At 70.6% G+C, this 26904-nt stretch carries 20 protein-coding genes; 17 read left to right on the top strand and 3 right to left on the bottom strand.

All coding sequences use genetic code 11. The features are described 5' to 3' along the window. Positions 1-64: 64 nt before the first annotated feature. The 17 genes from ACIBAF_RS25655 (at position 65) to ACIBAF_RS25575 (ending at position 21545) form a co-directional block, all read left to right on the top strand. A complete protein-coding gene (locus ACIBAF_RS25655; protein ID WP_399465978.1) occupies positions 65-1012 on the top strand; it encodes a beta-ketoacyl-ACP synthase III in 948 nt (315 codons plus the stop codon). Positions 1013-1257: 245 nt separating this feature from the next. Beyond that, positions 1258-1935 (top strand): GntR family transcriptional regulator, encoded by a 678-nt coding sequence (locus ACIBAF_RS25650; protein WP_399465976.1) that lies wholly within the window; start codon positions 1258-1260, stop codon positions 1933-1935. 184 nt (positions 1936-2119) lie between these two features. Beyond that, on the top strand, positions 2120-3301 hold the full coding sequence (locus ACIBAF_RS25645; protein ID WP_399465974.1) for an ROK family protein: 1182 nt from the start codon (positions 2120-2122) through the stop codon (positions 3299-3301). Between the two features lie 208 nt (positions 3302-3509). Then, positions 3510-5033, top strand: coding sequence for a sugar ABC transporter ATP-binding protein (locus ACIBAF_RS25640; RefSeq protein ID WP_399465972.1), 1524 nt, complete (start codon positions 3510-3512; stop codon positions 5031-5033). Beyond that, positions 5030-6046: an ABC transporter permease gene (locus ACIBAF_RS25635; protein WP_399465970.1), complete on the top strand. Its 1017-nt coding sequence runs from the start codon at positions 5030-5032 to the stop codon at positions 6044-6046. The genes ACIBAF_RS25640 and ACIBAF_RS25635 overlap by 4 nt, the downstream gene beginning before the upstream one ends. A 17-nt stretch (positions 6047-6063) precedes the next feature. Continuing rightward, the gene (locus ACIBAF_RS25630) at positions 6064-7125 is read left to right on the top strand and encodes a substrate-binding domain-containing protein (RefSeq protein WP_399465968.1); all 1062 of its coding nucleotides are present in this window, start codon (positions 6064-6066) and stop codon (positions 7123-7125) included. A gap of 387 nt (positions 7126-7512) precedes the next feature. Beyond that, positions 7513-8733 carry a Gfo/Idh/MocA family protein gene (locus ACIBAF_RS25625; RefSeq protein ID WP_399465966.1) on the top strand — a complete coding sequence of 407 codons (1221 nt, stop codon included), beginning with the start codon at positions 7513-7515 and terminating at the stop codon, positions 8731-8733. 20 nt (positions 8734-8753) lie between these two features. Beyond that, complete coding sequence (locus ACIBAF_RS25620; RefSeq protein ID WP_399465964.1) at positions 8754-9752, top strand: sugar phosphate isomerase/epimerase family protein; 999 nt, start codon at positions 8754-8756, stop codon at positions 9750-9752. A gap of 103 nt (positions 9753-9855) precedes the next feature. Continuing rightward, complete coding sequence (locus ACIBAF_RS25615) at positions 9856-12369, top strand: PQQ-dependent sugar dehydrogenase (protein ID WP_399465962.1); 2514 nt, start codon at positions 9856-9858, stop codon at positions 12367-12369. A gap of 11 nt (positions 12370-12380) precedes the next feature. Further along, entirely contained in the window at positions 12381-13742 is a 1362-nt protein-coding gene (locus ACIBAF_RS25610; RefSeq protein WP_399465960.1) for a ThuA domain-containing protein, read from the top strand. An 87-nt stretch (positions 13743-13829) separates the two neighbouring features. Then, on the top strand, positions 13830-14969 hold the full coding sequence (locus ACIBAF_RS25605) for an inositol-3-phosphate synthase (protein ID WP_399465958.1): 1140 nt from the start codon (positions 13830-13832) through the stop codon (positions 14967-14969). 7 nt (positions 14970-14976) lie between these two features. Beyond that, positions 14977-16203 (top strand): sugar phosphate isomerase/epimerase family protein, encoded by a 1227-nt coding sequence (locus tag ACIBAF_RS25600; RefSeq protein WP_399465956.1) that lies wholly within the window; start codon positions 14977-14979, stop codon positions 16201-16203. Then, the gene (locus tag ACIBAF_RS25595) at positions 16200-17027 is read left to right on the top strand and encodes an EboA domain-containing protein (protein ID WP_399465954.1); all 828 of its coding nucleotides are present in this window, start codon (positions 16200-16202) and stop codon (positions 17025-17027) included. The genes ACIBAF_RS25600 and ACIBAF_RS25595 overlap by 4 nt, the downstream gene beginning before the upstream one ends. Then, positions 17027-17875 carry a TatD family hydrolase gene (locus ACIBAF_RS25590; RefSeq protein WP_399465952.1) on the top strand — a complete coding sequence of 283 codons (849 nt, stop codon included), beginning with the start codon at positions 17027-17029 and terminating at the stop codon, positions 17873-17875. Before ACIBAF_RS25595 ends, ACIBAF_RS25590 begins: the two co-directional genes overlap by 1 nt. A 3-nt stretch (positions 17876-17878) precedes the next feature. After that, positions 17879-19054: a metabolite traffic protein EboE gene (gene eboE / locus ACIBAF_RS25585; RefSeq protein ID WP_399465950.1), complete on the top strand. Its 1176-nt coding sequence runs from the start codon at positions 17879-17881 to the stop codon at positions 19052-19054. Next, positions 19051-20433, top strand: coding sequence for a nucleotide pyrophosphatase/phosphodiesterase family protein (locus ACIBAF_RS25580; protein WP_399465948.1), 1383 nt, complete (start codon positions 19051-19053; stop codon positions 20431-20433). The genes eboE and ACIBAF_RS25580 overlap by 4 nt, the downstream gene beginning before the upstream one ends. Before the next feature lie 71 nt (positions 20434-20504). Further along, positions 20505-21545: a sugar phosphate isomerase/epimerase family protein gene (locus ACIBAF_RS25575; RefSeq protein WP_399465946.1), complete on the top strand. Its 1041-nt coding sequence runs from the start codon at positions 20505-20507 to the stop codon at positions 21543-21545. A 296-nt stretch (positions 21546-21841) separates the two neighbouring features. Here the strand turns inward: ACIBAF_RS25575 and ACIBAF_RS25570 are convergent, their stop codons facing one another. The 3 genes from ACIBAF_RS25570 to ACIBAF_RS25560 all read right to left on the bottom strand — a co-directional run bounded on the left by ACIBAF_RS25570 (position 21842) and on the right by ACIBAF_RS25560 (position 26903). Next, entirely contained in the window at positions 21842-23242 is a 1401-nt protein-coding gene (locus ACIBAF_RS25570) for an OFA family MFS transporter (protein ID WP_399465944.1), read from the bottom strand. 1 nt (position 23243) lies between these two features. Next, complete coding sequence (locus ACIBAF_RS25565; protein WP_399465942.1) at positions 23244-24635, bottom strand: OFA family MFS transporter; 1392 nt, start codon at positions 24633-24635, stop codon at positions 23244-23246. Positions 24636-24758: 123 nt separating this feature from the next. Next, positions 24759-26903, bottom strand: coding sequence for an acetate--CoA ligase family protein (locus ACIBAF_RS25560; RefSeq protein WP_399466016.1), 2145 nt, complete (start codon positions 26901-26903; stop codon positions 24759-24761). Between the last annotated feature and the right edge of the window lies 1 nt (position 26904).

Raw genomic sequence — 26904 nt, 5'->3', positions numbered from 1 at the left:
TACCCGTGAGTCACTGATCAGACTGGAGGATCCCGCTACCCAAGGCAACGAGGGGGACCCCCCAATGAACGGCTCGCGCATCGCCGCCGTCGGCCACTACCAGCCCGCCAAGGTGCTCACCAACGAGGACCTGGCGGGCCTGGTCGACACGAGTGACGAGTGGATCAGGAGCCGGGTGGGCATCCGCACGCGCCACATCGCCGGCCCCGACGAGCCCGTGGACGAGCTGGCCGCGCACGCCGCCGCCAAGGCGCTCGCCTCGGCCGGCCTCACACCGGCCGACATCGACCTGGTGCTGGTCGCGACCTCCACGGCCGTCGACCGCTCGCCCAACATGGCCGCCCGGGTCGCCGCCCGGCTCGGCATTCCGCAGCCGGCCGCGATGGACGTCAATGTCGTCTGCGCCGGCTTCACCCATGCGCTGGCCACCGCCGACCACACCGTCCGTGCGGGCGCGGCGACCCGCGCCCTGGTCATCGGCGCCGACAAGATGTCCGAGGTGACCGACTGGAGCGACCGCACCACCTGCGTGCTCGTCGGCGACGGCGCGGGCGCGGCCGTGGTCGAAGCCTGCCCCGACGGGGTCGAGCCCGGCATCGCGCCCGTGCTGTGGGGCTCGGTGCCCGAGATGGGCCACGCCGTGCGCATCGAGGGGCAGCCGGCGCGGTTCGCGCAGGAAGGGCAGAGCGTCTACCGCTGGGCCACCACCCAACTGCCGCCCCTGGCGCGACAGGCCTGCGAGCGGGCCGGACTCACTCCCGAGGACCTCGCCGCCGTCGTCCTGCACCAGGCGAACCTGCGCATCATCGAACCCCTCGCGCAGAAGATCGGCGCCGTCAACGCGGTCGTCGCACGCGACGTCACCGAATCGGGCAACACCTCCGCCGCCAGCATCCCGCTGGCCTTCTCCAAGCTCGTCGAGCAGGGTTCCGTCTCCACGGGCGACCCGGTGCTGCTGTTCGGCTTCGGCGGCAACCTGTCGTACGCGGGCCAGGTCGTGCGCTGCCCGTGAGCGGGAGGGCCGGGGCGGGCCGCTCGCGCCGCGCGGCCGCGCCGCAGTGTGACGCGATCGACCGTGCCCCGGGCTGGTCCACTGTGCGCCGTAGACTGTAGACGAAAGACAATCGATACTCGGCTGTAGACAGCCGCCCCCCGCCCGTAGCCGGCCGAGCGGCGGCTGCAGAGGGCCGACACGTCAATCGATACGGGGCTTTCGGGGCGCGGTTGCCCGGTGTTGCCCAGGAGGGGGACCGACCGATGTTGTCGCCAGGACTGCCACAGGGTGCGGTGCCCAAGCTCGAACGGCCCGGCCCGCTGCGCGACCGCGTCTACGAGGCACTGCTCGAACTCATCACCACCCGCGCCCTCCAGCCCGGCCAGCACCTTGTCGAGAGCGAGCTCGCCACGCACCTCGGCGTCTCGCGGCAGCCGGTGCGGGAGGCGCTGCAGCGGCTGAACACCGAGGGGTGGGTGGACCTCCGGCCCGCCCAGGGCGCGTTCGTGCACGAGCCGACCGAGGAGGAGGCGGACCAACTCCTCACCGTTCGCACGCTGTTGGAGGCCGAAGCCGCACGGCTCGCCGCCGCGCACGCGGACAAGGCGGGCATCGAGGCCCTGGACGAGATCCAGGCCCAGGGGATGCAGGCCGTCGCCGAGGACGACGTGGACGCCGCCGTCGCCCTGAACGCCCGTTTCCACGCCAAGATCATGGAGATCGCGGGCAACGCGGTCCTCGCCGAGCTGGCGGCCCAGGTCGACCGCCGGGTGCGCTGGTACTACACGCCGATCGCCCGGCAGCGCGGCCACCAGTCCTGGGAGGAGCACCGCGAACTGATCGCCGCGATCGTCGCTCATGACGAGCAGTCGGCGACCCGGCTGATGCGGGAGCACACCGAGCACACCCGGCGCTCGTATCACGCCCGCGCCAAGTCCTGAGCCCTCCCTCCACCGCTGCCCGATCCCATCCCGGGGTGCCGCCACTCTGCTTTGTCCTGTGAGTGGAGAAAGTTGGCAGCAATCTGTGCACAGCTTCTTCCCAGGTTCGGCAGCCGCTGCTACGTTCCCTTCGAAAGCCCGATACTGGTGGCCGAATTGAGGCGGGGAGGGGTTCGTGAGACGCATGACGGCACGACCCGCGAACGCTCACCAGGCCCGCCTGCTCAAACTGTTGCGGGACAGCGGCCCCAACTCCCGTGCCCAGCTGGGTGATCGGGTCGATCTGTCCCGGTCCAAGCTGGCCGTGGAGGTGGACCGGCTCCTGGAGACGGGGCTGGTCGTGGCCGACGGACTCGCCGCCTCGCGCGGTGGCCGCCGTTCACACAACGTCCGGCTCAACCCCGGGCTGCGCCTGCTCGGCGTCGACATCGGCGCGACGTCGGTCGACGTCGCCGTCACCAACGCCGAACTGGAGACCCTCGGACACCTCAACCAACCCCTCGACGTACGTGAGGGACCGGTCGCGGTCTTCGAGCAAGTCCTGTCCATGGCCGCGAAGTTGAGGGCGACGGGACTCGCCGAGGGCTTCGACGGCGCCGGCATCGGGGTACCCGGTCCGGTTCGTTTCCCCGAGGGTGTGCCGGTCGCGCCGCCGATCATGCCGGGCTGGGACGGCTTCCCCGTGCGGGAGGCGCTCAGCCAGGAACTCGGCTGCCCGGTCATGGTCGACAACGACGTGAACCTCATGGCGATGGGGGAGCAGCACGCGGGCGTCGCCCGCACCGTGGCCGACTTCCTCTGCGTCAAGATCGGCACCGGCATCGGCTGCGGCATCGTCGTCGGCGGTCAGGTCTACCGCGGCACGACCGGCAGTGCGGGCGACATCGGGCACATCCAGGCCGTGCCCGACGGCCGTCCGTGCGCCTGCGGCAACAGAGGATGCCTGGAGGCCTACTTCAGCGGCGCGGCCGTGGCCCGTGACGCGACGGAGGCGGCCCAGCAGGGCCTCTCGGCGCAACTCGCGGCACGCCTGGAGGAGAACGGCGTGCTCACCGCCGTGGACGTCGCCGCCGCGGCTGCCGCGGGCGACGCCACCTGCATCGAGATGATCCGCGAGGGCGGCAACCGGGTCGGGCAGGTCATCGCCGGACTCGTCTCGTTCTTCAACCCCGGCCTGGTGGTGATCGGCGGTGGGGTGACCGGCCTCGGCCACACCCTGCTCGCCGCGATTCGCACCCAGGTGTACCGCCAGTCGCTGCCGCTCGCGACCGGCAACCTGCCCATCGTCCTGGGGGAGTTGGGCCCCACCGCCGGTGTGATCGGCGCGGCCCGACTGATCAGCGACCATCTGTTCTCACCCGCGTAAGCCAGCTACCGACACGATCCCCGCAAGCCCGCCGTTGACACGGTTCACCAGCACAGCGCCCAGCCTCGCCCTGCTCCGCACGGCCCCGACCAGCCTGTCCTGTTCTTCGTATTCTTTCTGTTCTGCCCTGTCTGCTGTGTCCTGCCCTGAGAACAACGACTTCGTTCTGCCCTGACTCCGGCCCGCACGCCCGCCGAGGGGAACCCACATGGCATCACTGTCACCGCTGCTCAGCATGTCCGACATCACCAAGTCCTTTCCCGGAGTACGGGCGTTGGACGGCGTCGACCTCGACGTCCAGGCCGGCGAGGTGCACTGTCTGCTCGGCCAGAACGGCGCCGGCAAATCCACCCTCATCAAGATCCTGGCCGGCGCCCACCAGCCCGACGGCGGGGTCATCCGCTGGCAGGGCGACCCCGTCACCCTGCGTTCCCCGATCGCGGCCATGCGCCTCGGCATCGCCACCATCTACCAGGAACTCGACCTGGTGGAGCACCTGTCGGTGGCGGAGAACGTCCACCTGGGCCATGAACCCACGGCGGTCGGCTTCGTCGTACGGGGCAAGGCGGCGCGAGCCTCAACAGCCGCCCTGCTGAAGCGACTTGGACATCCGGAGATCGATCCCACCCGGCTCGTGGGCGAGTTGTCGGCGGCTCAGCAGCAGATCGTCTCCATGGCACGGGCCCTCTCGCACGACGTACGGCTCATCGTGATGGACGAACCGTCAGCCGCCCTCGACCCCGACGAGGTCGACAACCTGTTCCGCATCGTCAGCGACCTGACCGCCGACGGAGTGGCCGTCGTGTACATCTCGCACCGCCTGGAGGAGATCCGGCGGATCGGCGACCGCGTGACCGTGCTGAAGGACGGACGGGCGGTGGCGGGCGGACTGCCCGCGAAAACGACGCCGACCCGTGAGGTCGTGGCGCTCATGACGGGACGCAACGTCGAGTACGTCTTCCCCGAGCGCCCGTCCGGCAACGCGGCCGCGGACGGGACGCCCGTGCTGGAGGTGCGGGGGCTGGCCCGGGACGGTGAGTTCGCGGCCCTCGACCTGACCGTGCGGCCCGGAGAGATCGTCGGACTCGCCGGACTGGTCGGCTCGGGGCGCTCGGAGATCCTGGAGACGATCTACGGAGCGCGAAAGCCCACTGCGGGCCAAGTCCTGGTCGGCGGACGGCCGTTGCGCCCCGGAAGTGTGCGCGCCGCAGTACGGGCCGGGCTCGGGCTCGCCCCCGAGGAACGCAAGGCGCAGGCCCTGCTGATGCTGGAGTCCGTCACCCGCAACGTTTCCGTCTCCTCCATGTCCCGTTTCTCACGCGGGGGTTGGATCGACCGGCGCGCCGAACGGGGGGCGGCGCAGGCCGCGACGCGTGAGCTGTCCCTGCGCCCCGACAACCCGTCCGTTCCCGTGCGCACCCTGTCCGGCGGCAACCAGCAGAAGGCCGTCCTGGCCCGCTGGCTGCTGCGCGGCTGCCGGGTTCTGCTGCTCGACGAGCCGACCCGCGGCGTCGACGTCGGCGCCCGCGCCGAACTCTATGCAGTCGTCCGTCGACTTGCCGACGAAGGCCTCGCCGTGTTGCTGGTCTCCAGCGAGGTCCCCGAGGTGCTCGGCCTCGCCGACCGCGTGCTGGTGCTCCGCGAAGGCCACGTCGTCCACACGGCGCCCGCCCGTGAGCTGGACGAACACCGCGTACTCGATCTCGTCATGGAAGGAAGCCCGGCGTCATGACGCAGCCCGTCTCCCCACCGCGCGACAGCACCGACAAGGTGCCGCAGATCCCACTCCCCGCCTGGCGCACCGTGGTCGCCCGCGCCGACCTGCGCACCCTCTCCCTGCTCGGTGTGCTCGCCGCGCTCGTCGTCATCGGCGGGATCACCAAACCGGACGAGTTCCTCGACACCCGCAACCTCCAACTCGTCCTCACCCAGGCCTCGGTGATCGGGGTGGTGACCGTCGGCATGACCTTCGTCATCACCTCCGGCGGCATCGACCTCTCGGTCGGCGCGATCGTCGCTCTCTCGTCGGTGTGGGCCACCACGGTCGCCACCCAGGAGTACGGTTTCGCGGGCGTCCTCTTCACCGCGGTGATCGTCGGCGTGGGCTGCGGCCTGGTCAACGGACTGCTCATCGCCTACGGCGGGATGGTGCCGTTCATCGCGACGCTCGCCATGCTGGCCTCCGCCCGCGGGCTGGCGCTGCAGATCACGGACGGCCGGACGCAGATCGTGACGATCGACGGCATCCTCGACCTCGGCGAGCGCGACGCCTATGTGCTCGGCGTCCCGCCCCTCGTGATCGTCTTCGCGATCGTGACGGTCATCGGCTGGCTGGTGCTGAACCGCACCACCTTCGGTCGCCGCACGGTCGCCGTCGGCGGCAACGCGGAGGCCGCCCGGCTCGCCGGCATCGACGTACGCCGCCAACGGCTCTACCTCTACCTGCTGTCCGGACTGTGCTGCGGCATCGCCGCCTTTCTGCTGATCATCCTGTCCGGCTCGGGCCAGAACACCAACGGCAACCTCTACGAGCTCGACGCCATCGCGGCCGCGATCATCGGCGGCACGCTGCTCAGCGGCGGGCGCGGCACCATCACCGGCTCCGTGCTCGGCGTACTGATCTTCACCACGATCACCAACATCTTCGCCCTGAACAACCTGCAGAGCGACGTACAGCAGATCGCCAAGGGCGCGATCATCGTCGCCGCCGTGCTGGTCCAGCGCCGTACCGCGAGCACGACCTGAGGAAAGGGTTCACCGCCATGCCAGAGCCGACGTCTTATCCGAACCGCTTCACCAGTCGCAGAGGAATGCTCTTCGGGGCAGCCGCCGTCTCCGCCGGAACCTTCCTCGCGGGTTGCACCAGCAACGATTCCAAGGACGAAGAGCCGGCCGCGAACGACCAGCCGGCCGCCGACGACAAGCCCGGCAAGAAGGTCACCATCGGCTTCGCCGGACCCCAGGCCGACCACGGCTGGCTCAACGCCATCAACGACAACGCCGAGAGCCGCGCGAAGAAGTACTCCGACGTGACCCTGGAGATCACCGAGGGCTCGAACGACACCGCCCAGCAGATCGGTCAGATCGAGACCCTCATCAACAAGAAGGTCGACGTCCTGGTCGTGCTGCCCGCCGACGGCAAGGCTCTCACCCAGGTCGGCCTGAAGGCGATGCGCGCGGGCATCCCGGTCGTCAACCTCGACAGGATCTTCAACACGCCTCAGGCGTACCGGTGTTGGATCGGCGGCGACAACTACGGCATGGGTCTCAACGCCGGGCGTTACATCGGGGAGAAACTCAAGGGGAAGTCCGACGCCCGCGTGATCGAGCTGGCTGGGCTGGACAACCTGGAGCTCACCAAGCAGCGCACCAAAGGCTTCGACGACGCCCTCAAGAACTACCCCAACATCAGGAAGGTGGCCCGCCAGGCCGCCGAGTTCACGGTCGAGTCGGGACAGGCCAAGATGGCCCAACTCCTCCAGGCCCAGCCCAAGTTCGACGCGCTGTGGAACCACGACGACGACCAGGGCGTGGGCGCGCTGCGCGCCATCGAGCAGGCCGGGCGCGACGACTTCCTCATGGTCGGCGGCGCGGGAGCGCTCGCCGCGTTCCAGGCGATCAAGCAGGACAACGGCGTCCTGAAGGCAACCGTTCTTTACCCGCCTACCATGGCCGCCTCCGCGATCGACCTCGCTCGCTCCCTCGGCCAGGGCAAGGGCGTCGGCGGCCTCGCCGAGTTCGAGATCCCCGCCTCGATCACCCTCTACTCGGCCGTCGTCGACAAGACGAACGTCGACCAGTACATGTCCACCGGCTTCAAGTAGGACTCGTCTGCCCGGCGGGCGGCACAGTCCACCGAGTGCGGGCGACAGCTGTGCTCGACGGGGGCACGGGCCGACGCTGCGGTCTGCGGTCTGCGGTCTGCGGTCTGCGGATGCGGCTACGGATGCGGGGCGTTCCGTCGGCCGGCCGGCGCCCTCCGGCCGGGAGTCCCGGGTGGAGGGCAGGGGCCGCCGGCTTCAAGAGGAAGGCGCTCGCCGTCCGGAGACGCGCATCCGGTGGGCCGGGCTTCGGTGAGCGTCCCCGCCCTGAGCGAACCCCGGTCGACCACGGCACCCGCTCCCCGCCGGCTGCCTGCCGCACGGTCCGCGCCCTGGATCCCGACGGCGTCCCACCCCCCACCGTGCCACCACGACAAGGAGGACCACCGTATGGAACAGCCGCAGCAGTCAGCAGGACCGGAAGCCGGCAAGCCGCCGCTCCGCGTGGGGATGGTCGGTTACGCGTTCATGGGCGCCGCCCACTCCCAGGGCTGGCGCACCGCGGGCCGCGTCTTCGACCTGCCCCACCGTCCGGTCCTCGCCGTGATCTGCGGCCGCGACGCCTCCGCCGTGCGCGCGGCGGCCGACCGGCACGGCTGGGCGGCGACCGAGACCGACTGGCGTGCCCTGATCGCCCGGGACGACATCGATCTCGTCGACATCTGCACCCCCGGCGACTCGCACGCCGAGATCGCCGTCGCTGCGCTGGCCGCCGGCAAGCACGTGCTGTGCGAGAAGCCCCTCGGCAACACCGTCGAGGAAGCCGAGAACATGGCTCGCGCCGCCGAAACCGCCTACGAGCATGGTCAGTTGGCGATGGTCGGGTTCAACTACCGCCGCCTCCCAGCCACCGCCCTGGCCCGGCGGATGGTCGCCGAGGGCAGGATCGGCGCCCTCCGGCATGTGCGGGTGACCTACCTTCAGGATTGGCTCGTGGACCCGGACTTCCCGCTGACCTGGCGACTGCGCAGGGAACGGGCGGGTTCCGGCGCGCTCGGCGACCTGGGCGCGCACATCGTCGACCTGGCACAGCACCTGGCGGGGGAGCGGCTCGCCGGCGTCTCCGCGATCACCGAGACCTTCGTACGGCAGCGGCCGCTGCCCGACGGGCCGACGAGCGGCCTGGGCGCGACGTCCACCGACGGCGCCGACACCCGCACCGGCACGGTCACCGTCGACGACGCCGCCCTGTTCACCGGCCGCTTCGCCTCCGGGGCGCTCGCCTCCTTCGAGGCGACCCGGTTCGCCACCGGACGCAAGAACGCGTTGCGGCTCGAACTCAACGGCGAGCGCGGCTCGTTGAGCTTCGACCTGGAGCGCCTCAACGAGCTCTGGTTCCACGACGCCACCGAACCCGGCACCCACGCCGGCTTCCGCCGCATCCTCGTCACCGAACCCGACCACCCCTACCTGGACGCCTGGTGGCCGCCGGGGCACGGCCTCGGCTACGAGCACAGCTTCGTCCACCAGGCCCGCGACCTGGTCCATGCCGTCGCCGAGGGCAGCCGCCCCGAACCCTCCTTCGCCGACGGGCTGCAGGTGCAGCGCGTCCTGGCGGCCGTCGAGGAGAGCGCCGAGAAGAACTCCGTCTACACCCCGATTGCGGACTGAGGAACGAGGAGGGCTGGAGCATGCCGCGCACATTCACACTCTTCACCGGCCAGTGGGCCGACCTGCCCCTGGAGGAGGTCTGCCGCCTCGCCCGCGACTTCGGCTACGACGGCCTCGAACTCGCCTGTTGGGGCGACCACTTCGAGGTCGACAAGGCGCTGACGGACCCCGCATATGTGCAGTCGCGCCACCAACTCCTCGACAAGTACGGCCTGAAGTGCTGGGCCATCTCCAACCACCTGGTGGGACAGGCGGTCTGTGACGCCATCATCGACGAACGCCACCAGGCGATCCTGCCCGACCGCATCTGGGGGGACGGCGAGCCGGAAGGCGTCCGACGCAGAGCCGCCGCGGAGATCGCCGACACGGCGCGGGCCGCCGCCGCCTTCGGCGTCGACACGGTGATCGGCTTCACGGGCTCCGCCATCTGGCATCTGGTGGCCATGTTCCCGCCCGCCCCCGAGTCGATGATCGAGCGCGGCTACGAGGACTTCGCCGAGCGCTGGAACCCGATCCTCGACGTCTTCGACGCGCAGGGCGTGCGGTTCGCCCACGAAGTCCACCCCAGCGAGATCGCTTACGACTACTGGACGACCGTGCGCGCGCTGGACGCGGTCGACCGTCGGCCGGCTTTCGGCCTCAACTTCGATCCCAGCCACTTCGTGTGGCAGGACCTCGACCCGGTCGGCTTCCTGTGGGACTTCCGCGACCGCATCTACCACGTGGACTGCAAGGAGGCCCGCAAGCGCCTCGACGGCCGCAACGGCCGCCTCGGCTCCCACCTGCCCTGGGGTGACCCGCGCCGCGGCTGGGACTTCGTCTCCGCCGGCCACGGCGACGTCCCCTGGGAGGACGTCTTCCGCATGCTGCGCTCCATCGACTACCGGGGCCCGATCTCCGTGGAGTGGGAGGACGCCGGCATGGACCGTCTCCAAGGCGCCCCCGAGGCCCTGACCCGCCTCAAGGCCTACGACTTCGACCCGCCGTCCGCCTCCTTTGACGCGGCGTTCGGCAACTGACGGCGAAGCAAGCGCCTCTGACTTTCCATCAGCTCTCCGGGATGACGGCGCATCCCGGCGTACGCACCCACCCGTACAACCAGCCCCACTCCTGGAGGCATCCGTGCACGGGAACGACCCCACCACCCGCACCCGCACCGGCAGAGCCGGGACGCGCAGACGACGACGTCCTTCGCTGCGCAGGGCGATCGCCCTGCTGAGCGGCGCCCTGCTGGCCGGCGCGTCCCTCACCCTCACCACACCCCGGGCCGGCGCAGCCGTCGCCGACCCGGTGGCCGCGGCCGCCGAGGACTTCCAGCAGGTCACCCTCGCCAAGGGGGAGGCCGAGGTCGGCGAGCCCATGTCGCTGGCCGTGCTGCCCGACCGCTCGGTCCTGCACACCTCGCGCGACGGCGAGCTCCGCCTCACCGACGCCGCCGGCAACACCCGGCTGGCCGGCAAACTCGACGTCTACTCCCACGACGAGGAGGGCCTCCAAGGCATCGGCGTGGACCCGGAGTTCACCGCCAACCGCTTCATCTACCTGTACTACGCACCGCCGTTGAACACCCCGGCGGGCGACGCCCCCGAGACCGGAACGGCCGCCGACTTCGCCCCCTTCGACGGCGTCAACCGCCTCTCCCGCTTCGTGCTGAAGACGGACGGCACGCTGGACACCACGAGCGAGACGAAGATCCTCGACGTGCCTGCCTCACGCGGTCTGTGCTGCCACGTCGGCGGTGACATCGACTTCGACGCGGCGGGGAACCTCTACCTGTCCACCGGCGACGACACCAACCCCTTCCAGTCGGACGGCTTCACCCCCATCGACGACCGCGACGGCCGCAACCCCGCCTTCGACGCCCGCCGTTCCGCCGGAAACACCAATGACCTGCGCGGCAAGATCCTGCGCATCAAGGTGAACGCCGACGGCTCGTACGCCGTCCCCGACGGCAACCTCTTCGCGCCCGGCACGGACCGGACACGGCCCGAGATCTACGCGATGGGTTTCCGCAACCCGTTCCGCTTCAGCGTCGACAAGGCCACCGGCATCCTCTACGTCGGCGACTACGGTCCCGACGCCGGTGCCGCCGACCCGGCCCGTGGACCGGCCGGCCAGGTCGAGTTCGCACGTGTCACCCGTCCCGGCAACTTCGGCTGGCCGTTCTGCACGGGCGACAACGACCCTTATGTCGCATACGACTTCGCGACCGGCGTGTCCGGCGCTCCGTTCGACTGCAACGCCCCGAAGAACACCTCGCCGCACAACACGGGACTCACCGACCTGCCCCCGGCGCAGCCCGCCTGGATCCCGTACGACGGCGCCTCGGTACCCGAGTTCGGCGACGGCTCGGAGTCCCCGATGGGCGGCCCCGTCTACCACTACGACGCCTCGCTCGACTCACCGGTGAAGTTCCCGCAGGCGTACGACGGGAGCTTCTTCGCCGGGGAGTTCGGACGCCGCTGGATCAAGCGCATCGTCAGCGACGCGAACGGCGCCGTGCAGTCGATCAACCCCGTCCCGTGGACCGGCACCCAGGTCATGGACATGGCTTTCGGACCCGACGGAGCGCTGTACGTCCTCGACTACGGCACCGCCTGGTTCGGCGGAGACGAGCACTCGGGTCTATACCGCATAGAGAACGCCACCGACGGCCACTCCCCGGTCGCCCAGGCCGCGGCCGACCGCACCTCGGGACAGGCCGCTCTGAAGGTGCGCTTCACCTCCGCCGGCTCCACCGACCAGGACGGCGACGCGCTCACCTACCGCTGGGACTTCGGCGACGGCGGAACCGCTACGACGGCCAACCCCGCCCACACGTACAAGAAGAACGGCACGTACACCGCGACCCTGACCGCCGAGGACGGCTCCGGCCGCACCGGCAGCGCGAGCGTGCAGATCGTCGTCGGCAACACGGCCCCGAAGGTGGTGCTGGAAACACCGAAGGACGGTCAGCTGTTCAGCTTCGGCGACGCGATCCCGTTCAAGGTGAACGTCACCGACCCCGAGGACGGCACGGCGATCGACTGCGCCAAGGTCGAGGTCACCTTCGTCCTCGGCCACGACAGCCACGGCCACCCGGTGACCTCGGCCAACGGCTGCACCGGCACCCTCCAGACCAGCGCCGACGGCGGCCACGACGAGGACGCCAACATCTTCGGGGTCCTGGACGCCGAGTACACCGACGGCGGAGGCGGCGGCCAGGCCGCGCTCACCTCGCACGACCAGAACGTCCTCCAGCCCCGCCACCGTCAGGCAGAGCACTTCGGCGCCTCCTCCGGCGTCACGGTGACCGCACGCGAGTCCGCCCACGGCGGTCGCACGGTCGGTGACCTCAGCCGCGGCGACTGGATCTCCTTCACCCCGTACGTGCTCGGCAACGCCCAGAAGATCACCGCCAGGGTCTCCTCCGCCGGGGCCGGCGGCGTCCTCGAGGTCCGCGCGGGCTCGCCGAAGGGCACCCTCCTCGGCAAGGCGACCGTGCCGGTCACCGGCGGATGGGACGCCTATCAGGACGTCAGCGCCGGCCTGTCCCGCGCCCCGAGGGGCACGACCACGCTCTACCTGGTCTTCAAGGGCGGCAGCGGAACCCTGTACGAGGTGGACGACTTCACCTTCACGACGGCGACGGGCTGAGGGAGGCCTGCATGCGCACAGTGAGCGCTGTGGCCGGAGCCGCCCTGCTCCTCGGCTGCCTCGCACAACCGGCCGCGGCCCACTCGGCAGCCACGGACGACGGTCGACGGGTGCTGGTCTTCTCCAAGACGGCCGGGTTCCGGCACGACTCGATCCCGGACGGCGTCACGGCGCTACGGGAGCTCGGCGCGACGGGTGGCTTCACGGTCGACGCGACGGAGGACGCGGGCGCGTTCACGCGGACGAACCTGCGGCGCTACGACGCGGTCGTCTTCCTGTCGACGACCGGAGACGTCCTGGACGCCGCCCAACAGGCGGCCTTCGAGGGCTACATCCGACACGGCGGCGGTTACGTCGGGATCCATGCGGCGGCCGACACCGAGTACGACTGGGCGTTCTACGGCGGTCTCGTCGGCGCATGGTTCCAGTCGCACCCGGCGATCCAGCCCGCGACGGTCGCTGTCGAGGACCGGGCCCACCCGGCGACCTCGGGACTCGACCGGACCTGGAACCGCACCGACGAGTGGTACAACTACCGCTCCAACCCCCGTGAGCGGGTCCACGTCCTGGCGTCGCTCGACGAGTCGTCGTACACGGGCGGCGCCATGAACGGCGACCATCCGATCGCCTGGTGCCAGAACTATGAGGGCGGCCGCGCCTTCTACACCGGCGTCGGTCACACGAAGGAGTCCTACGCGGATCCGGCACTGCGCAGACATCTGCTGGGCGGGATCCACTACGCGGTCGGCGATGTGCAGGCAGACTGCCGACCGGAGAACGGATACCGTCCGCTCTTCGACGGAACGTCCCTGGACGGCTGGCAGCAGGCCGGACCCGGCTCCTTCGCCCTCTCCGACGACGGCACGCTGACGTCGACGGGCGGCATGGGACTGCTCTGGTACGCGGGCCGGAGCTTCGGGGCGTACTCCCTGAAGCTCGACTGGAAGACCACGGCCGGCGGACCGAGCGGCTCCGGTGACGACAACTCCGGTGTCTTCGTGGGCTTCCCGCCGTCGGACGACCCGTGGTCCGCGGTGAACAACGGCTACGAGATCCAGATCGACGCCACCGACGTCCCCGAGAAGACCACGGGGTCCGTCTACGGCTTCAGCTCCGCGGACCTGCGGAAACGGGACCGCGCACTGAATCCGCCGGGTGAGTGGAACACGTACGAGATCCGCGTGGAGGGCGAACGCCTGCGCGTCTGGCTCAACGGCGTGAAGATCAACGATTTCACCAACACCGATCCGGCCCGGAGCCTGCGCGACGGACACATCGGCCTGCAGAACCACGGAGCCGACGACCAGGTGTCCTTCCGTGACGTTCGGATCAAGGAACTGCCCGTCAAGGAACTGCCCGTCAAGGGCGACTGAACGGCGGCGGGCGGGGGACGCCGGACCCCCGCCCGCCGTCCCCCCTCGTTCTCCGGGGTTCGCGCACGACAGACAAGGAGGCTGCCCATGTCCGCGTCCCTCTCCCGTCCCCCGCGCGTCGGCGTCTGGCTGATCGGGGCCCGCGGTTCCGTGGCCACCACCGTGGTCGCGGGATGCGCCGCCGTCACCGGCGGTCTGCACCCGCCGACGGGCCTGGTCACGGAGTCGCCCGCCTTCGCCGACAGCGACCTGCCGGCCCTGTCCTCCCTCGTCTTCGGCGGCCACGACACCTCCGACTGCCCCCTGCCCAAACGAGCTGAACAACTTGCGGCCGGAGGGGTCCTGCCGGCCGGGCTGCCCGCCGCGGTCGGCGCTGAACTCGCCGCCGCCGACCGGGAGATCCGGCCCGGAGGCCCGGTCCCGGGGGACACCCGCGACGAGGAGCAGCTGATCGCCGCGTTCACCGCCGACCTCAGGGACTTCGTACGCCGACGCGGGCTGGCGCGCGCGGTCGTCGTGAACGTGGCCTCCACCGAACCCGCCGCGAACGGGCCCACGCTTCCCCCGAGTTCGCTGTACGCGGCGGCCGCCCTGCGCGCGGGCTGCCCGTACGTGAACTTCACGCCCTCCACCGGGCTGCACCACCCGGCGCTGGCGTCTTTGGCGGAGTCGAGCGGACTGCCGTACGCCGGACGCGACGGCAAGACCGGCCAGACCCTTCTGCGTTCCGCGCTGGGCCCCATGTTCGCCCAGCGGGCACTCGCGGTGCGGGCCTGGTCCGGCGCCAACCTCCTCGGCGGCGGCGACGGGGCGGCCCTGGCCGACCCGGCCGCCGCCGAGGCGAAGAACGCGGGCAAGGAACGCGTCCTCGCCGACACCCTCGGCGTGACTCCCGAGGGCCGGGTGCACATCGACGACGTGCCCGTCCTGGGGGACTGGAAGACCGCCTGGGACCACGTCGCCTTCGACGGGTTCCTCGGCACCCGCATGATCCTCCAGACCATCTGGCAGGGCTGCGACTCCGCGCTCGCCGCACCCCTCGTCCTCGATCTGGCCCGCCTCGCCGCCCGCGCCCACGAAGCCCGCCTGTCCGGCCCGCTCTCCGAACTCGCCTTCTTCTTCAAGGACCCCGTGGGCGAGGCGCCGGCGGCCTTGGCGGAGCAGCACGCGCAACTGCAGCGATTCGCCCGACGGCTGAAGAACGCGCCTGCCGAGGAGACGGGGTGAGCAGCACATGAGCTTCGGACCCGTCAGCCTCGGACACGCGAACCACGGGAACCACGGGAACGCTCAGCGACAGAGCGCCCCACAGGAAGACTCCCCGCGTCACACCGCCCGGCACCCGCACCCCCTGTCTCCCGTTCCCGACGACGGCCCGTCCCCGCCGTCCCCGCCGCCCTCGCCCTCGCTTCGTTTCGGCTACGGCACCAACGGCCTCGCCGATCTCCGCCTCGACGACGCCCTCGCCCTCCTCGCCGACCTCGGCTACGACGGCGTCGGACTGACCCTCGACCACATGCACCTCGATCCGCTCGCCCCGGACCTCGCAGCCCGCACCCGACGCGTCGCGCACCGACTGGACACGCTGGGGCTCGCCGTCACTGTGGAGACCGGCGCCCGCTACGTCCTCGACCCGCGTCGCAAGCACGGCCCCTCCCTCCTGGACCCGGATCCGGAGGACCGCGCCCGCCGTGTCGACCTGCTCCTGCGGGCCGTCCGCATCGCCGGCGACCTCGGTGCGCACGCCGTTCACTGCTTCAGCGGGACCCTCCCGCCGGGCAGGGACCCGGACCCGGGCGCGAGCACGGACAAGGACCCGGACACAAACACGGCATGGCAGCGCCTCGCCGAGACCCTCACCCCCGTCCTGGACGCCGCCGCCACCGCCGGCATCCCCCTCGCGATCGAACCGGAACCGGGTCACCTCCTCGCGACCCTCGCCGATTTCCACCGGCTCCGCCGCATGCTCGGCGACCCGGCGTCCCTCGGCCTCACCCTCGACATCGGCCACTGCCAGTGCCTCGAACCACTCCCTCCCGCCGACTGCGTACGCGACGCCGCTCCCTGGCTGCGCCACGTCCAGATCGAGGACATGCGCCGCGAGGTCCACGAACACCTTCCCTTCGGAGACGGCGAGATCGACTTCCCGCCCGTCCTCGCCGCCCTGGCCGCGACCGGCTACCGCGGGCTGACGGTGGTCGAACTGCCCCGTCACTCCCATGCCGGCCCCCACTACGCCGAACTCTCCCTCCCGTTCCTCCGCCGCGTGCAGACGGCTGCTCAAGCCGTCGCGTACGCCGACCCGCGGCCCCCTTCCCTCCCCGCCTCGACCGCCCACCCCGCCGACCGGCAACGGTCCTCCTCTCACGCCGTCCTCCCGAGCCGGCCGTCCCCGGCAGCGAACCCGTCCGTCGCTCCACCCGGCGAGCCCTCCGCCACCCCAGAAGGGAGCACTCCATGACCCCGCCCCAGGCCGACCCGGCACCCCGGGCGGCGGGACCCACGGGCGCCACCCTCGCCCTCGCGTCCCTCGACGCCCTGCACAGCCATTTCGACACCCACCTCCAGGGAACCGCCCGCACCTGGTTCCACCAGGCTCTCGACGAGGCCGCTGCCCACCCCGGCATCCACGGGCCCATCTCCGTCTGGGAGTTGCGCCTCGCCGAGGCCGGACGCCGCTGCGGCAGCCGGTACGCCGACGTCGCCCGCGTGCTCATCCTCCACGCCGCCCGCGCCGACCCGGACGCCCTGGCCCGCGTCTATTTCCAGGGCACAGCCGACGAGCGTCGCGCGGTCCTGCACGCACTGCCTCACCTCGTGCCCGGCCCCGACGCCCTTCCGCTCGTCGAGGACGCCCTGCGCACCCATGACACCCGGCTCCTCGCCGCCGCCGTCGGCCCCTACACGGCCCGCCACCTCGACGCCCACGCGTGGCGCCACGCCGTCCTGAAGTGCCTGTTCGTGGGAGTGCCCGTCGACGAGGTGGCAGGCCTCGAACAGCGCGCCCGCGCCGACGCCGAACTCGCCCGCATGCTCAATGACTACGCCGCCGAACGCACCGCGGCAGGCCGCTCCGTACCCCCCGATCTGGACCGCGTCCTGACCCTGACCGACCCGGTCACGCCCACCGCACCTCCATCGAACACCGCGGATCCACACCGACCGGATCCACATCGACCGGATCCACGTCGGCCAGACCCACCCAGCCCCTCCCGCGACCGCACGGACCCCCCTGGCACGGACAGCCCCCACAGCCCGGTCCACCCCCACGGCAAGGAGTCCTGATGCGCATCTTCGATCCCCACATCCACATGACCTCGCGCACCACCGACGACTACGAGGCGATGCACGCGGCCGGCGTCCGCGCCGTGGTCGAGCCGTCCTTCTGGCTGGGGCAGCCCCGTACCTCGCCCGCCTCCTTCCTCGACTACTTCGACTCCCTCCTCGGCTGGGAACCCTTCCGGGCCGCCCAGCACGGCATTGCCCACCACTGCGCGCTCGCCCTCAACCCCAAGGAGGCCAACGACGCGCGCTGTGCCGCCGTCCTGGACGAGCTGCCGCGGTATCTCGTCAAGGATCACGTCGTGGCCGTCGGTGAGATCGGCTACGACTCGATGACCCCCGCCGAGGACACGGCGTTGGCCGCCCAGCTCCAGCTGGCCGCCGACCACGCTCTGCCCGCCCTCGTGCACACCCCGCACCGCGACAAGCTCGCCGGACTGCGCCGCACCCTCGACGTCGTCCGCGAGTCCGCCCTGGCCCCGGACCGGGTCCTGCTGGACCACCTCAACGAGACGACCGTCAAGGAGGCGAAAGCCGCCGGCTGCTGGCTCGGCTTCTCCGTCTATCCCGACACCAAGATGGACGAGACCCGCATGATCGAGATCCTCCGTGCCCACGGTACGGACAAGGTCCTCGTCAACTCCGCCGCGGACTGGGGCAGGAGCGACCCCCTCAAGACCCGCAGGGTCGCCGACCTGATGCTCGCGGAGGGCTTCGCCGAGGACGACGTCGATCTCGTCCTGTGGCGCAACCCCGTCTCCTTCTACGGTCTCAGCGGCCGCCTCACCCTGGACGTGGCATCCCCCGACCCCACCCACGAGGGCAACTCCATCCTGCGCGGCGGGGAGTGACCGATGCGCTTCCGCCATCCCGACGGCACCACCGTCCACCTTGCCTACTGCACCAACGTCCACCCAGCCGAGACCCTCGACGGCGTCCTCACGCAACTCCGGGACCACTGTGAACCCGTCCGTCGCCGCCTCGGCCGCGACCGGCTCGGCATCGGTCTGTGGCTCGCCAAGGACGCCGCCCGCGCCCTCGACACCGATCCGTCGGCCGTGCGCGCACTGCGCACCGCGCTCGACCGGCGTGGCCTCGAAGTCGTCACCCTCAACGGCTTCCCCTACGAGGGGTTCGGTGCCGGGGCGGTCAAGTACCGTGTGTACAAGCCCGATTGGGCCGATCCCGAGCGCCTCGAACACACCACGGCTCTGGCCCGTGTCCTCGCCGGGCTGCTCCCCGACGACGTCACCGAGGGCACCGTCTCCACCCTCCCCCTCGGCTGGCGCACCGGGTGGACCACCGAACGCTCCAAGACGGCCCGCTCCGCCCTGTGCACCCTCGCCGACCGCCTGGACGCACTGGCGGACCTCACCGGCCGCTCCGTCCGCGTCGGCCTCGAACCCGAACCCGGCTGCATCGTCGAGACCACCGCCGACGCCCTCGCCCCGCTCACAGCCATCGACCATCCCAGGATCGGCGTCTGTGTCGACACCTGCCATCTCGCCACCTCCTTCGAAGACCCGCACACCGCCCTGGACGCGCTCGCCGAAGCCCGCGTCCCTGTCGTCAAATCCCAGCTGTCAGCCGCCCTGCACGCCGAACACCCCCGTCTCCCAGCCGTTCGTGAAGCCCTCGCCGCGTTCGACGAACCCCGCTTTCTGCACCAGACCCGCACGGTCACCGCCGACGCCACCGGTCTGCACGGCGCCGACGACCTCGGCGAAGCCCTCGCAGGCACCGCCCTGCCCGACATCGGGCCCTGGCGCGCCCACTTCCACGTCCCACTGCACGCAGCCCCCGCCGCGCCCCTCACCTCCACGCTCCCGGTACTCAAAGCCGCGCTGACCCGGCTCGTCGGCGGCCCACACCCGCTCACCCGCCACCTGGAGGTCGAGACCTACACGTGGCAGGCCCTCCCGCCCGAACTACGGCCCCGCGCCCGAGCCCAGCTCGCCGACGGCATCGCCGCCGAACTCTCCCTGGCCCGCGACCTGTTGACGGACCTCGGCCTCAAGGAGCTGCCGTGAGCAGCGCGCCCGTCCCTCTGCTCGTCCTCGACGTCGTCGGTCTCACCCCCCGTCTTCTCGACCACATGCCCCACCTGAAAGCCCTCGCTCAGGCCGGATCCCGTGCGCCGCTCGGGACCGTCCTGCCGGCCGTCACCTGCGCCGCGCAGTCCACCTTCCTCACCGGGACCCTCCCGGACGAGCACGGCATCGTCGGCAACGGCTGGTACTTCCGTGAGCTGGGTGACGTCCTGCTGTGGCGGCAGCACAACGGTCTCGTCGCCGGAGACAAGCTGTGGGACGCCGCCCGCCGGGCGCACCCCGGCTACACGGTCGCCAACGTCTGCTGGTGGTACGCCATGGGCGCCGACACCGACTTCACCGTCACCCCCCGTCCGATCTACTACTCCGACGGCCGCAAGGAGCCCGACTGCTACACCCGGCCCCCGGACCTGCACGACGAACTCACCGACGAACTCGGCGCCTTCCCCCTCTTCCACTTCTGGGGACCGGGCGCGGACCTGGTCTCCAGTCGCTGGATCATCGCCGCGACCCGCCACATCCTGCGTACCCGCCGACCCGACCTCGCCCTGTGCTACCTCCCTCATCTCGACTACGACCTTCAGCGCTTCGGGCCCGACGACCGGCGCTCCCTGCGGGCGGCCGCCGACCTGGACAAGGCCATGGCCCCCCTCCTGGCCGACGCCCGCACGCAGGGCCGCACCGTCGTCGCACTGTCCGAGTACGGCATCGCCCCGGTGAGCCGGCCCGTCGACATCAACCGCGCCCTGCGCCGTGCCGGCCTGCTCGAGGTCCACACCCAGGACGGCATGGAGTACCTCGACCCGATGGCGTCCCGTGCCTTCGCGGTCGCGGACCACCAACTCGCCCACGTCTACATACGCCGCCCCGAGGACCTGGAGGCCACCCGGGCCGCACTCGCCGGACTGCCCGGTGTCGAGCAACTCCTCGACGACGAGGGCAAGAAGGCGCACCATCTCGACCATCCGCGTTCCGGCGAACTCGTCGCCGTGGCGGAGCCGGACGCCTGGTTCACGTACTACTACTGGCTCGACGACGCCCGCGCGCCCGACTTCGCACGGCTCGTCGAGATCCACCGCAAACCCGGCTACGACCCGGTCGAGCTGTTCATGGATCCGCGCGACCCCTATGTGAAGGTCAAGGCGGCCACCGCCCTGGCCCGCAAGAAGCTCGGCATGCGTTACCGCATGGCGGTCGTGCCCCTCGATCCGTCACCTATTCGCGGCAGCCACGGCCGCCTTCCGACGAGCGACGCCGACGGTCCGCTCCTCATCTGCTCCACCCCCCGTTCGCTCGGCGACCGCGTCGCGGCCACCGACGTGAAAGCACTACTGCTCCAACTGGCCGGTCTGTCCTGACTGATTGCCGACTGGTCACAAGTGAAGCACTCACCACTGACAACGCCCTCCGACCTCGAGGAGTTCCAGACATGAGCCGCATCTCCGACACCGACCCCGAACTCACCCACCGCCTCACCAGACGAGGCATGCTCGGCGTCGCCGCGGGAGCCACCGCCGCCGCACTGCTGGGAGCCGCCGCGACCCCGGCCACGGCAGCACCCGCCGCTGAATCCTCGGCCGCCGGCCGCGGTCGGCCCGTCCTGCCCCCCGGCCGGCTCGGCATCCAGCTCTACAGCCTGCGGGACAAGGTCTCCACGCTGGGCTTCGCCGCCGTCTTCGCCGAGCTGGAGAAGTACGGGTACGACGAGGTCGAGTTCGCCGGCTACACCCAGGGCTCCGCCGGGCCCATCACCCTCGCCCAGCTCAAGCGGCTGGCCCGCAACCACGGCCTGACGCCGATCGGAAGCCACGTCGGGTACTACGCCGACGATCCGAACGCCTACACCTTCGCCCAGAACCTCACCAAGGTCCTCGACGACGCACAGGCCCTCGGCCTCAAGCACATCGGCACCGCCTCGGGCCCGTTCCGCTACGGGTCCACCGTCGACGCCTGGAAGCGCGCGGCCGAGGAGTTCAACACCTACGGAGCGGCGGCGAGAGCGCGCGGCATGAAGTTCTACCAGCACAACCACTCCGACGAGTTCGCCTTCGCGACCGACAACCCCAAGGTCCGCCTCTACGACGTGCTGCTCGCCGAGACCGACCCCGACCTGGTGTTCCTGGAGATGGACATCTTCTGGGCGTACGTCGGCCAGTTCCGTTTCTCGGCGCGGACCGACGGTACGCCCGCGCCCTTCGAGCCGCTGGACTACGTACTGAGGCAGCCGCACCGCTACCCGCTCTTCCATGTGAAGGACGGCGTCAGCGACCCCTCGAACCAGTTCGGGTACCGGATGGTCGACGTCGGTGACGGCGACATCGACTACCAGCGGTTCATCTCCGCCGTCACCCGGCTGCGCGGCGAGCGCCTGGCCCACCACTGGCAGGCCGAACACGACAACCCGGTCGAGTCGTTCGCCTTCGCCCGGAAGTCGAGCGCGCACCTGCACTCGCTGCGCGAGAAGTGCTGAGCACCGGGCGACGCCGGATGCGCTGACCACGCGCGCGGGGGGGGGGCCCCCCCCCGCGGGGGGGGGGGGGGGGGGGGGGGGGGGCGCGCGGCGGGCGGGCCGGGGGGGGGGGGGGGGGGGGCGCGGGCGCCCCTCCCCAGGATGATGTGTTCGGTGGAGGGGGGGNNNNCCGCGCCCCCGTCAACTGTGTGGGGGTTAGCGTCTGCCCGCCTCGCGCGCCGGCTCGGTCTATCACTCCGCGAGTCTTGCACCACACGGGGCCGGGGGGGGGGGCCCCCCCACGCGCGCGTGCCTCATCAACCCGTGGACTGGGGCAGAGCGGTGGAGTCGGTCTCCCCGCTCCGGCCCGGCTGCCGCAGCAGCAGTGCGATGGCCGCCGCGACCATCGAGACGCCGCCGGCCAGCGCGTACGCGCCGTCGTACCCCCAGGCCGCGACCACCAGGGAGCCCAGGCCGCCGCCGAACAGACCGCTGATCAGCTTGCCGCTGTACACCAGCCCGTAGTTGGTGGCGTTGTAATTCTCGCCGAAGTAGTCCGGGGTCAGTGCCGCGAACAGCGGGTAGAACGCGCCGCCGCCGAAGCCGGACAGGAAGGCGAAGAACAGGAACAGCCACTCGCTCCTGACGTCACCGGCCCAGATCACGCCGAACTGAGCGAGCCCCAGGACGACGATGACGAACACGAGCGTGGGCTTGCGGCCCCAGCGGTCGGACAGCCACCCCACCACACCACGGCCGATGCCGTTGATGACCGCCATGACCCCCATCGACGACGCCGCGACCAGCGGGCCGAAGCCGACCTCCTTGGCGAAGTCGACCTGGAAGGAGATTCCGAAGATCGACACGCCGGCCGTCAGCACGATGGAGAGCCACATCAGGGGCAGCATGCCGGTCCGGACGGCCTCCTTCGGTGTGTACTGCTTCACCGCCGGCGGGTTCTTGGCCAGGCTCGCGGCGTTCTTGTGGTCGCCGGAGAACGTCAGCGGGTCGAGGTCGGCGGGCCACCAGTCCTTCGGCGGGTCCTTGAAGAAGAACGCGCATCCGAACACCACGACCATGATGTAGCAGCCGATGAGGTCGAGGACGCGGTGGTAGTTCGCCGTGTCGAAGCCGTAGTTGAAGATGAAAATGAACGGCAGCGAGCCGTATGCGAACCCGCCGTTGACGAAGCCGGTCCGGGCGCCGCGCCGCTCCGGGAACCACTTGCCGACCATGTTGATACAGGTCGCGTAGACCAGACCGGCCCCGATCCCGCCGACCACCCCGAAGCCCAGAATGGCCAGCAGGACGTCGTCCAGATGGGACAGGGCGAGGAATCCGGCCAGACACATGCCGGAGCCGATGTACATGGCCCTACGGGCCGTCAGAGCGCCCTTCTCGCGCAGCCAGCCCGCCGGGAAGGCGATGCCGGCCTGGAAGAACACCCAGACGCTCAGGATCCAGAAGGTGTTGCTCTGCGTCCAGCCGTGCGCGTGGGACAGGGTGTCCTCCGCGGAGCCGTACGCGTATTCGAAGACGCTGATCGCCATCATGGCGATCCACGGCAGATAGATCATGAGCTTGCGGGAGTGGCCGAGGATGTCGCGGTCGGTCTCACCGATGCGGTAGACGCGGCCGCGGGAGTCGGTCACCTCGCGGTAGGGACGGGCTGCGGCGTCGGTCGAAGAACTGTTCGTTGCGAGGGGATCTGCCGTCATGTCAGGCCATTTCCTCACCGAGCGGATGCGGGTTGGGGACGATTCGACGACTGGTCCGGGGCCTGCCGGGCGCCTTCAGGAAGAGCGCCAGCACCGCGGACGCCAGGCCGATGGAGCCGGCCAGGACGAACGCGCCCTCGTAGTCCCACGCGTGGACCACGATCGAGCCGACGCCGGAGCCCACAAGGCCCGAGATGAGCTTGGAGCTGTAGACCAAGCCGTAGTTGCTGGCGTTGTTGTTCTCGCCGAAGTAGTCCGCCGTCATCGCGGCGAACAGCGGGAAGATCGCGCCGCCGCCGAAGCCGGAGACCATGGAGCAGAACAGGAAGAGCGGCATGCTGCCCAGCTGGCCGGAGATCAGCACACCGAACTGCGCCGTACCGAGCACGAGACAGACGATGATCAGGGTGTGGCGGCGTCCGCAACGGTCGGAGATCCAGCCGATGATGCCGCGTCCGGTGCCGTTGACGATCGCCTTCAGGGACATCGCCGTGGCCACGATCCCGCCCGCGAAGCCCATGTCCTTGCCGAACGGCACCTGGAAGGCGATGCCGAAGATGTTGATCCCGGCCGTGCACAGCAGACAGAACCACATCATCCACAGGACGGGGGTACGGGCGGCCTCCTTCGGCGTGTACTGCTTCACCGCCGGCGGGTTCTTCTCCAGCGCCCGCCGGATCTTCGGGTCGTCGGTGAGCCTGAGCGGGTCGACCTGTGCCGGCCACCAGTTCTTCGGCGGGTCCCGGAAGAACCACCCCGCGAACGCCACGACGGCGCAGCAGACGAGGCCCACCATCACCAGCACGCCCTGGTAGTTGCCCAGATCCATGTACGACGTGAACAGGAACACGAAGGGCACCGAGCCGTAGGCGAAACCGCCGTTGACCATGCCGGTCTTGCCGCCCTTACGCTCCGGATACCACTTGCCGACCATGTTCACGCAGGTCGCGTAGACGAGGCCGGCGCCGATGCCGCTGCACACGCCGAAGCCGAGATAGGCGACGGTGACGTGCGGCGCGTACGCGAGTGACAGATAGCCGACAACCGTGCCCAGCGCGCCCAGCATCATCGCGTACCGCGCGGGCAGTTTGCCGCTCTCCCGCAGCTGCCCGGCCGGGAAGGCCACGGCCGCCTGGAAGAACACCCAGACGCCCATCAGCCAGAAGATGTGCCCACTGCTCCACAGATGGGCGTCGTGCAGGGTGTCCTCGGCCGACGTGAACGCGTACTCCGAGGAGCTGATACCCAGCATGCCCATCCAGGGGAAGAGCACCATGGTCCAGCGTGGCCGCCCCGTGATGTCCCGGTCGCTCTCGCCGATCCGGTACACGCGGCCGTTGCGGTCGGTCACCTCCCGGTAGGGGAGGGACGTCGAGTAGTCGGTGGTTGTCATACAGCTCAGCACCCCTTGCGTCGAAAGTTCTGGCCAGCGCCCCCTGTCCAATGCCTTTCGTGTGCGCACGGGTCCCGGGGCCGGCCGACGCGCACCGTCGGCCGGCCCCGAGCCTGGGTCACCTCATGAACCGCCCCCCAACATCCCCGCGGCCCGTGCCCAGCGGTACTTGGCGCCGAGCACGGCCACCGGCTTCTCCGTCGTGTACGGGTACGCCACGACGCCCCGTTCGTAGAGGTACTGGCAGGCCTCCTCGACCTCCACGTCACCCGCGAGCGACGCCACGACGGGCTTCTCGATGCCGCGTTCGCGGAACTCGGCCACCACGCGCGCGGTGAGCTCCGCGAAGACCATCGGGGGAGTGACGATGGTGTGCCAGTAGCCGAGCACCAGCGCGTGGATGCGCGGATCCTCCAGCCCCAGCCGGATCGTCGCCTCGTACGTCGACGGCGGCTCGCCCCCGGTGATGTCGACCGGGTTGCCCGCGGCCCCGAAGGGCGGGATGAACTCCCGGAACGCCGCGTCCAGGTCCGGCGGGATCTCCATCAGGGTCAGGCCGTTGTCGGTCACCGCGTCCGACAGCAGCACCCCGCTGCCGCCCGCGCCCGTGATGATCACGACGTTGTCCCCCTGAGGGGTGGGCAGCACCGGCAACGCGCGCGCGTACTCCAGCATGTCGTTCAGGCCGGCCGCCCTGATGACACCCGCCTGCCGCAGGATGTCGTCGTAGACGGCGTCGTCGCCCGCCAGCGCCCCGGTGTGGGAGCCGGCCGCCTTGGCGCCCGCTGCCGTACGACCCGCCTTCAGGACGACGACCGGCTTCTTCGGGACGGTCGCCCGCGCGGCCTCGACGAAGGCACGGCCGTCCTTGAGGTCCTCCAGGTGCATCGCGATGCAGTCGGTGTGCGGGTCCTCGCCGAACCAGGTCAGCAGATCGTCCTCGTCCAGGTCCGATTTGTTGCCGAGCCCCACGATCGCCGACACGCCCGTCTTCGTGGTGCGCGCGAAACCCAGGATGGCCATCCCGATGCCACCGGACTGCGAGGTCAACGCGACCCCGCCCTTGACGTCGTACGGAGTGCAGAACGTGGCGCACAGGTCATGCCAGGTCGAGTAGTACCCGTAGATGTTCGGCCCGAGCAGCCGCACGCCGTAGCGCTCGGCGATCGCCACGATCTCGTCCTGCAGAGCGTGTTCCCCGGTCTCCGCGAACCCGGAGGGGATCAGCACGGCGTTGGGGATGTTCTTGCGTCCGACCTCCTCCAGCGCCGAGGCCACGAACTTGGCGGGTATCGCGAAGACCGCCACATCCACCTCACCGGGAACGTCGGTGACACTCTTGTACGCCTTGCGGCCCAAGATGTCATCGGCCCGGGGGTTCACCGGATGGATGTCCCCGGCGAAGCCGCCGTCGACGAGGTTGCGCATCACCGAGTTGCCGATCTTGCCCTGCTCGTTGGATGCCCCGATCACGGCCACGGAACTCGGCTGCATCAGACGGCGCATCGAGGTGAGGATCTCCGCGCGCGTGTAGCGGCGACGCTCCCTGACGGGCGTGTCGGACAGGATCACGCGGATGTCCGCGGCGACGGCGCCCTGTGGCGTCGCGATCACCGGGTTGAGGTCCACCTCGGCGATCTCGGGGAAGTCCGCGACCAGTTGGGACACCCGGCGGATCTGCTCGGCGACCGCCCACCGGTCCACGCCGGCCCGGCCGCGCACCCCGCGCAGGATCTCCGCCGACCGGATCGAGTCCAGCATGGACACCGCCTCGTCGGCGTCCACCGGAGCAAGCCGGAAGGTGACGTCCTGGAGCACCTCGACGAGCACTCCGCCGAGCCCGAACGCCACGACCTTCCCGAACGTCGGGTCGGTGACCGCCCCGACGATGACCTCCTGCCCCTGCGGCAGCAGTTCCTGGATCTGCACGCCCGCGATCCGGGCCGCGGCGTCGTACGCGCGCGCGTTCTCGACGATCCGGTGGAACGCCGCTCGTACGTCCGCCGCGCCCTCCACCCCGACGACGACTCCGCCGGCGTCGGTCTTGTGCAGGATGTCCGGCGAGACGATCTTCATGACGACGGGGCCGCCGAAGCGCGCAGCGTACGCGACGGCCTCCTCGACGTCGGTCGCGAGCTCCTCGCCCGGTACGGCGATCCCGTACACGTCGGCGATCACCTTGCCCTCCGGCGCGGTGAGCGCGGTCCGTCCCTCGGCGCGCACCGCGTCGAGCAGCGCACGCACCCTGAGCACCCGGTCCTCGGCCATC

The organism is Streptomyces sp. NPDC051677 (genome assembly GCF_044453465.1).
GTDB lineage: Bacteria > Actinomycetota > Actinomycetes > Streptomycetales > Streptomycetaceae > Streptomyces.
This window is presented reverse-complemented; position numbering and strand designations above follow the sequence as displayed.

What these genes read in the sequence shown, in the direction of transcription:
- ACIBAF_RS25650 (WP_399465976.1), top strand. Translation starts at nt 1,258, where the DNA reads ATGTTGTCGCCAGGACTGCCACAGGGTGCGGTGCCCAAGCTCGAACGG.
- ACIBAF_RS25655 (WP_399465978.1), top strand. Translation starts at nt 65, where the DNA reads ATGAACGGCTCGCGCATCGCCGCCGTCGGCCACTACCAGCCCGCCAAG.
- ACIBAF_RS25630 (WP_399465968.1), top strand. Translation starts at nt 6,064, where the DNA reads ATGCCAGAGCCGACGTCTTATCCGAACCGCTTCACCAGTCGCAGAGGA.
- ACIBAF_RS25605 (WP_399465958.1), top strand. Translation starts at nt 13,830, where the DNA reads ATGTCCGCGTCCCTCTCCCGTCCCCCGCGCGTCGGCGTCTGGCTGATC.
- ACIBAF_RS25610 (WP_399465960.1), top strand. Translation starts at nt 12,381, where the DNA reads ATGCGCACAGTGAGCGCTGTGGCCGGAGCCGCCCTGCTCCTCGGCTGC.
- ACIBAF_RS25600 (WP_399465956.1), top strand. Translation starts at nt 14,977, where the DNA reads ATGAGCTTCGGACCCGTCAGCCTCGGACACGCGAACCACGGGAACCAC.
- ACIBAF_RS25560 (WP_399466016.1), bottom strand. Translation starts at nt 26,903, where the DNA reads ATGGCCGAGGACCGGGTGCTCAGGGTGCGTGCGCTGCTCGACGCGGTG.
- ACIBAF_RS25640 (WP_399465972.1), top strand. Translation starts at nt 3,510, where the DNA reads ATGGCATCACTGTCACCGCTGCTCAGCATGTCCGACATCACCAAGTCC.
- ACIBAF_RS25565 (WP_399465942.1), bottom strand. Translation starts at nt 24,635, where the DNA reads ATGACAACCACCGACTACTCGACGTCCCTCCCCTACCGGGAGGTGACC.
- ACIBAF_RS25620 (WP_399465964.1), top strand. Translation starts at nt 8,754, where the DNA reads ATGCCGCGCACATTCACACTCTTCACCGGCCAGTGGGCCGACCTGCCC.
- ACIBAF_RS25645 (WP_399465974.1), top strand. Translation starts at nt 2,120, where the DNA reads ATGACGGCACGACCCGCGAACGCTCACCAGGCCCGCCTGCTCAAACTG.
- ACIBAF_RS25590 (WP_399465952.1), top strand. Translation starts at nt 17,027, where the DNA reads ATGCGCATCTTCGATCCCCACATCCACATGACCTCGCGCACCACCGAC.
- ACIBAF_RS25575 (WP_399465946.1), top strand. Translation starts at nt 20,505, where the DNA reads ATGAGCCGCATCTCCGACACCGACCCCGAACTCACCCACCGCCTCACC.
- ACIBAF_RS25625 (WP_399465966.1), top strand. Translation starts at nt 7,513, where the DNA reads ATGGAACAGCCGCAGCAGTCAGCAGGACCGGAAGCCGGCAAGCCGCCG.
- ACIBAF_RS25635 (WP_399465970.1), top strand. Translation starts at nt 5,030, where the DNA reads ATGACGCAGCCCGTCTCCCCACCGCGCGACAGCACCGACAAGGTGCCG.
- ACIBAF_RS25570 (WP_399465944.1), bottom strand. Translation starts at nt 23,242, where the DNA reads ATGACGGCAGATCCCCTCGCAACGAACAGTTCTTCGACCGACGCCGCA.
- eboE (WP_399465950.1), top strand. Translation starts at nt 17,879, where the DNA reads ATGCGCTTCCGCCATCCCGACGGCACCACCGTCCACCTTGCCTACTGC.
- ACIBAF_RS25595 (WP_399465954.1), top strand. Translation starts at nt 16,200, where the DNA reads ATGACCCCGCCCCAGGCCGACCCGGCACCCCGGGCGGCGGGACCCACG.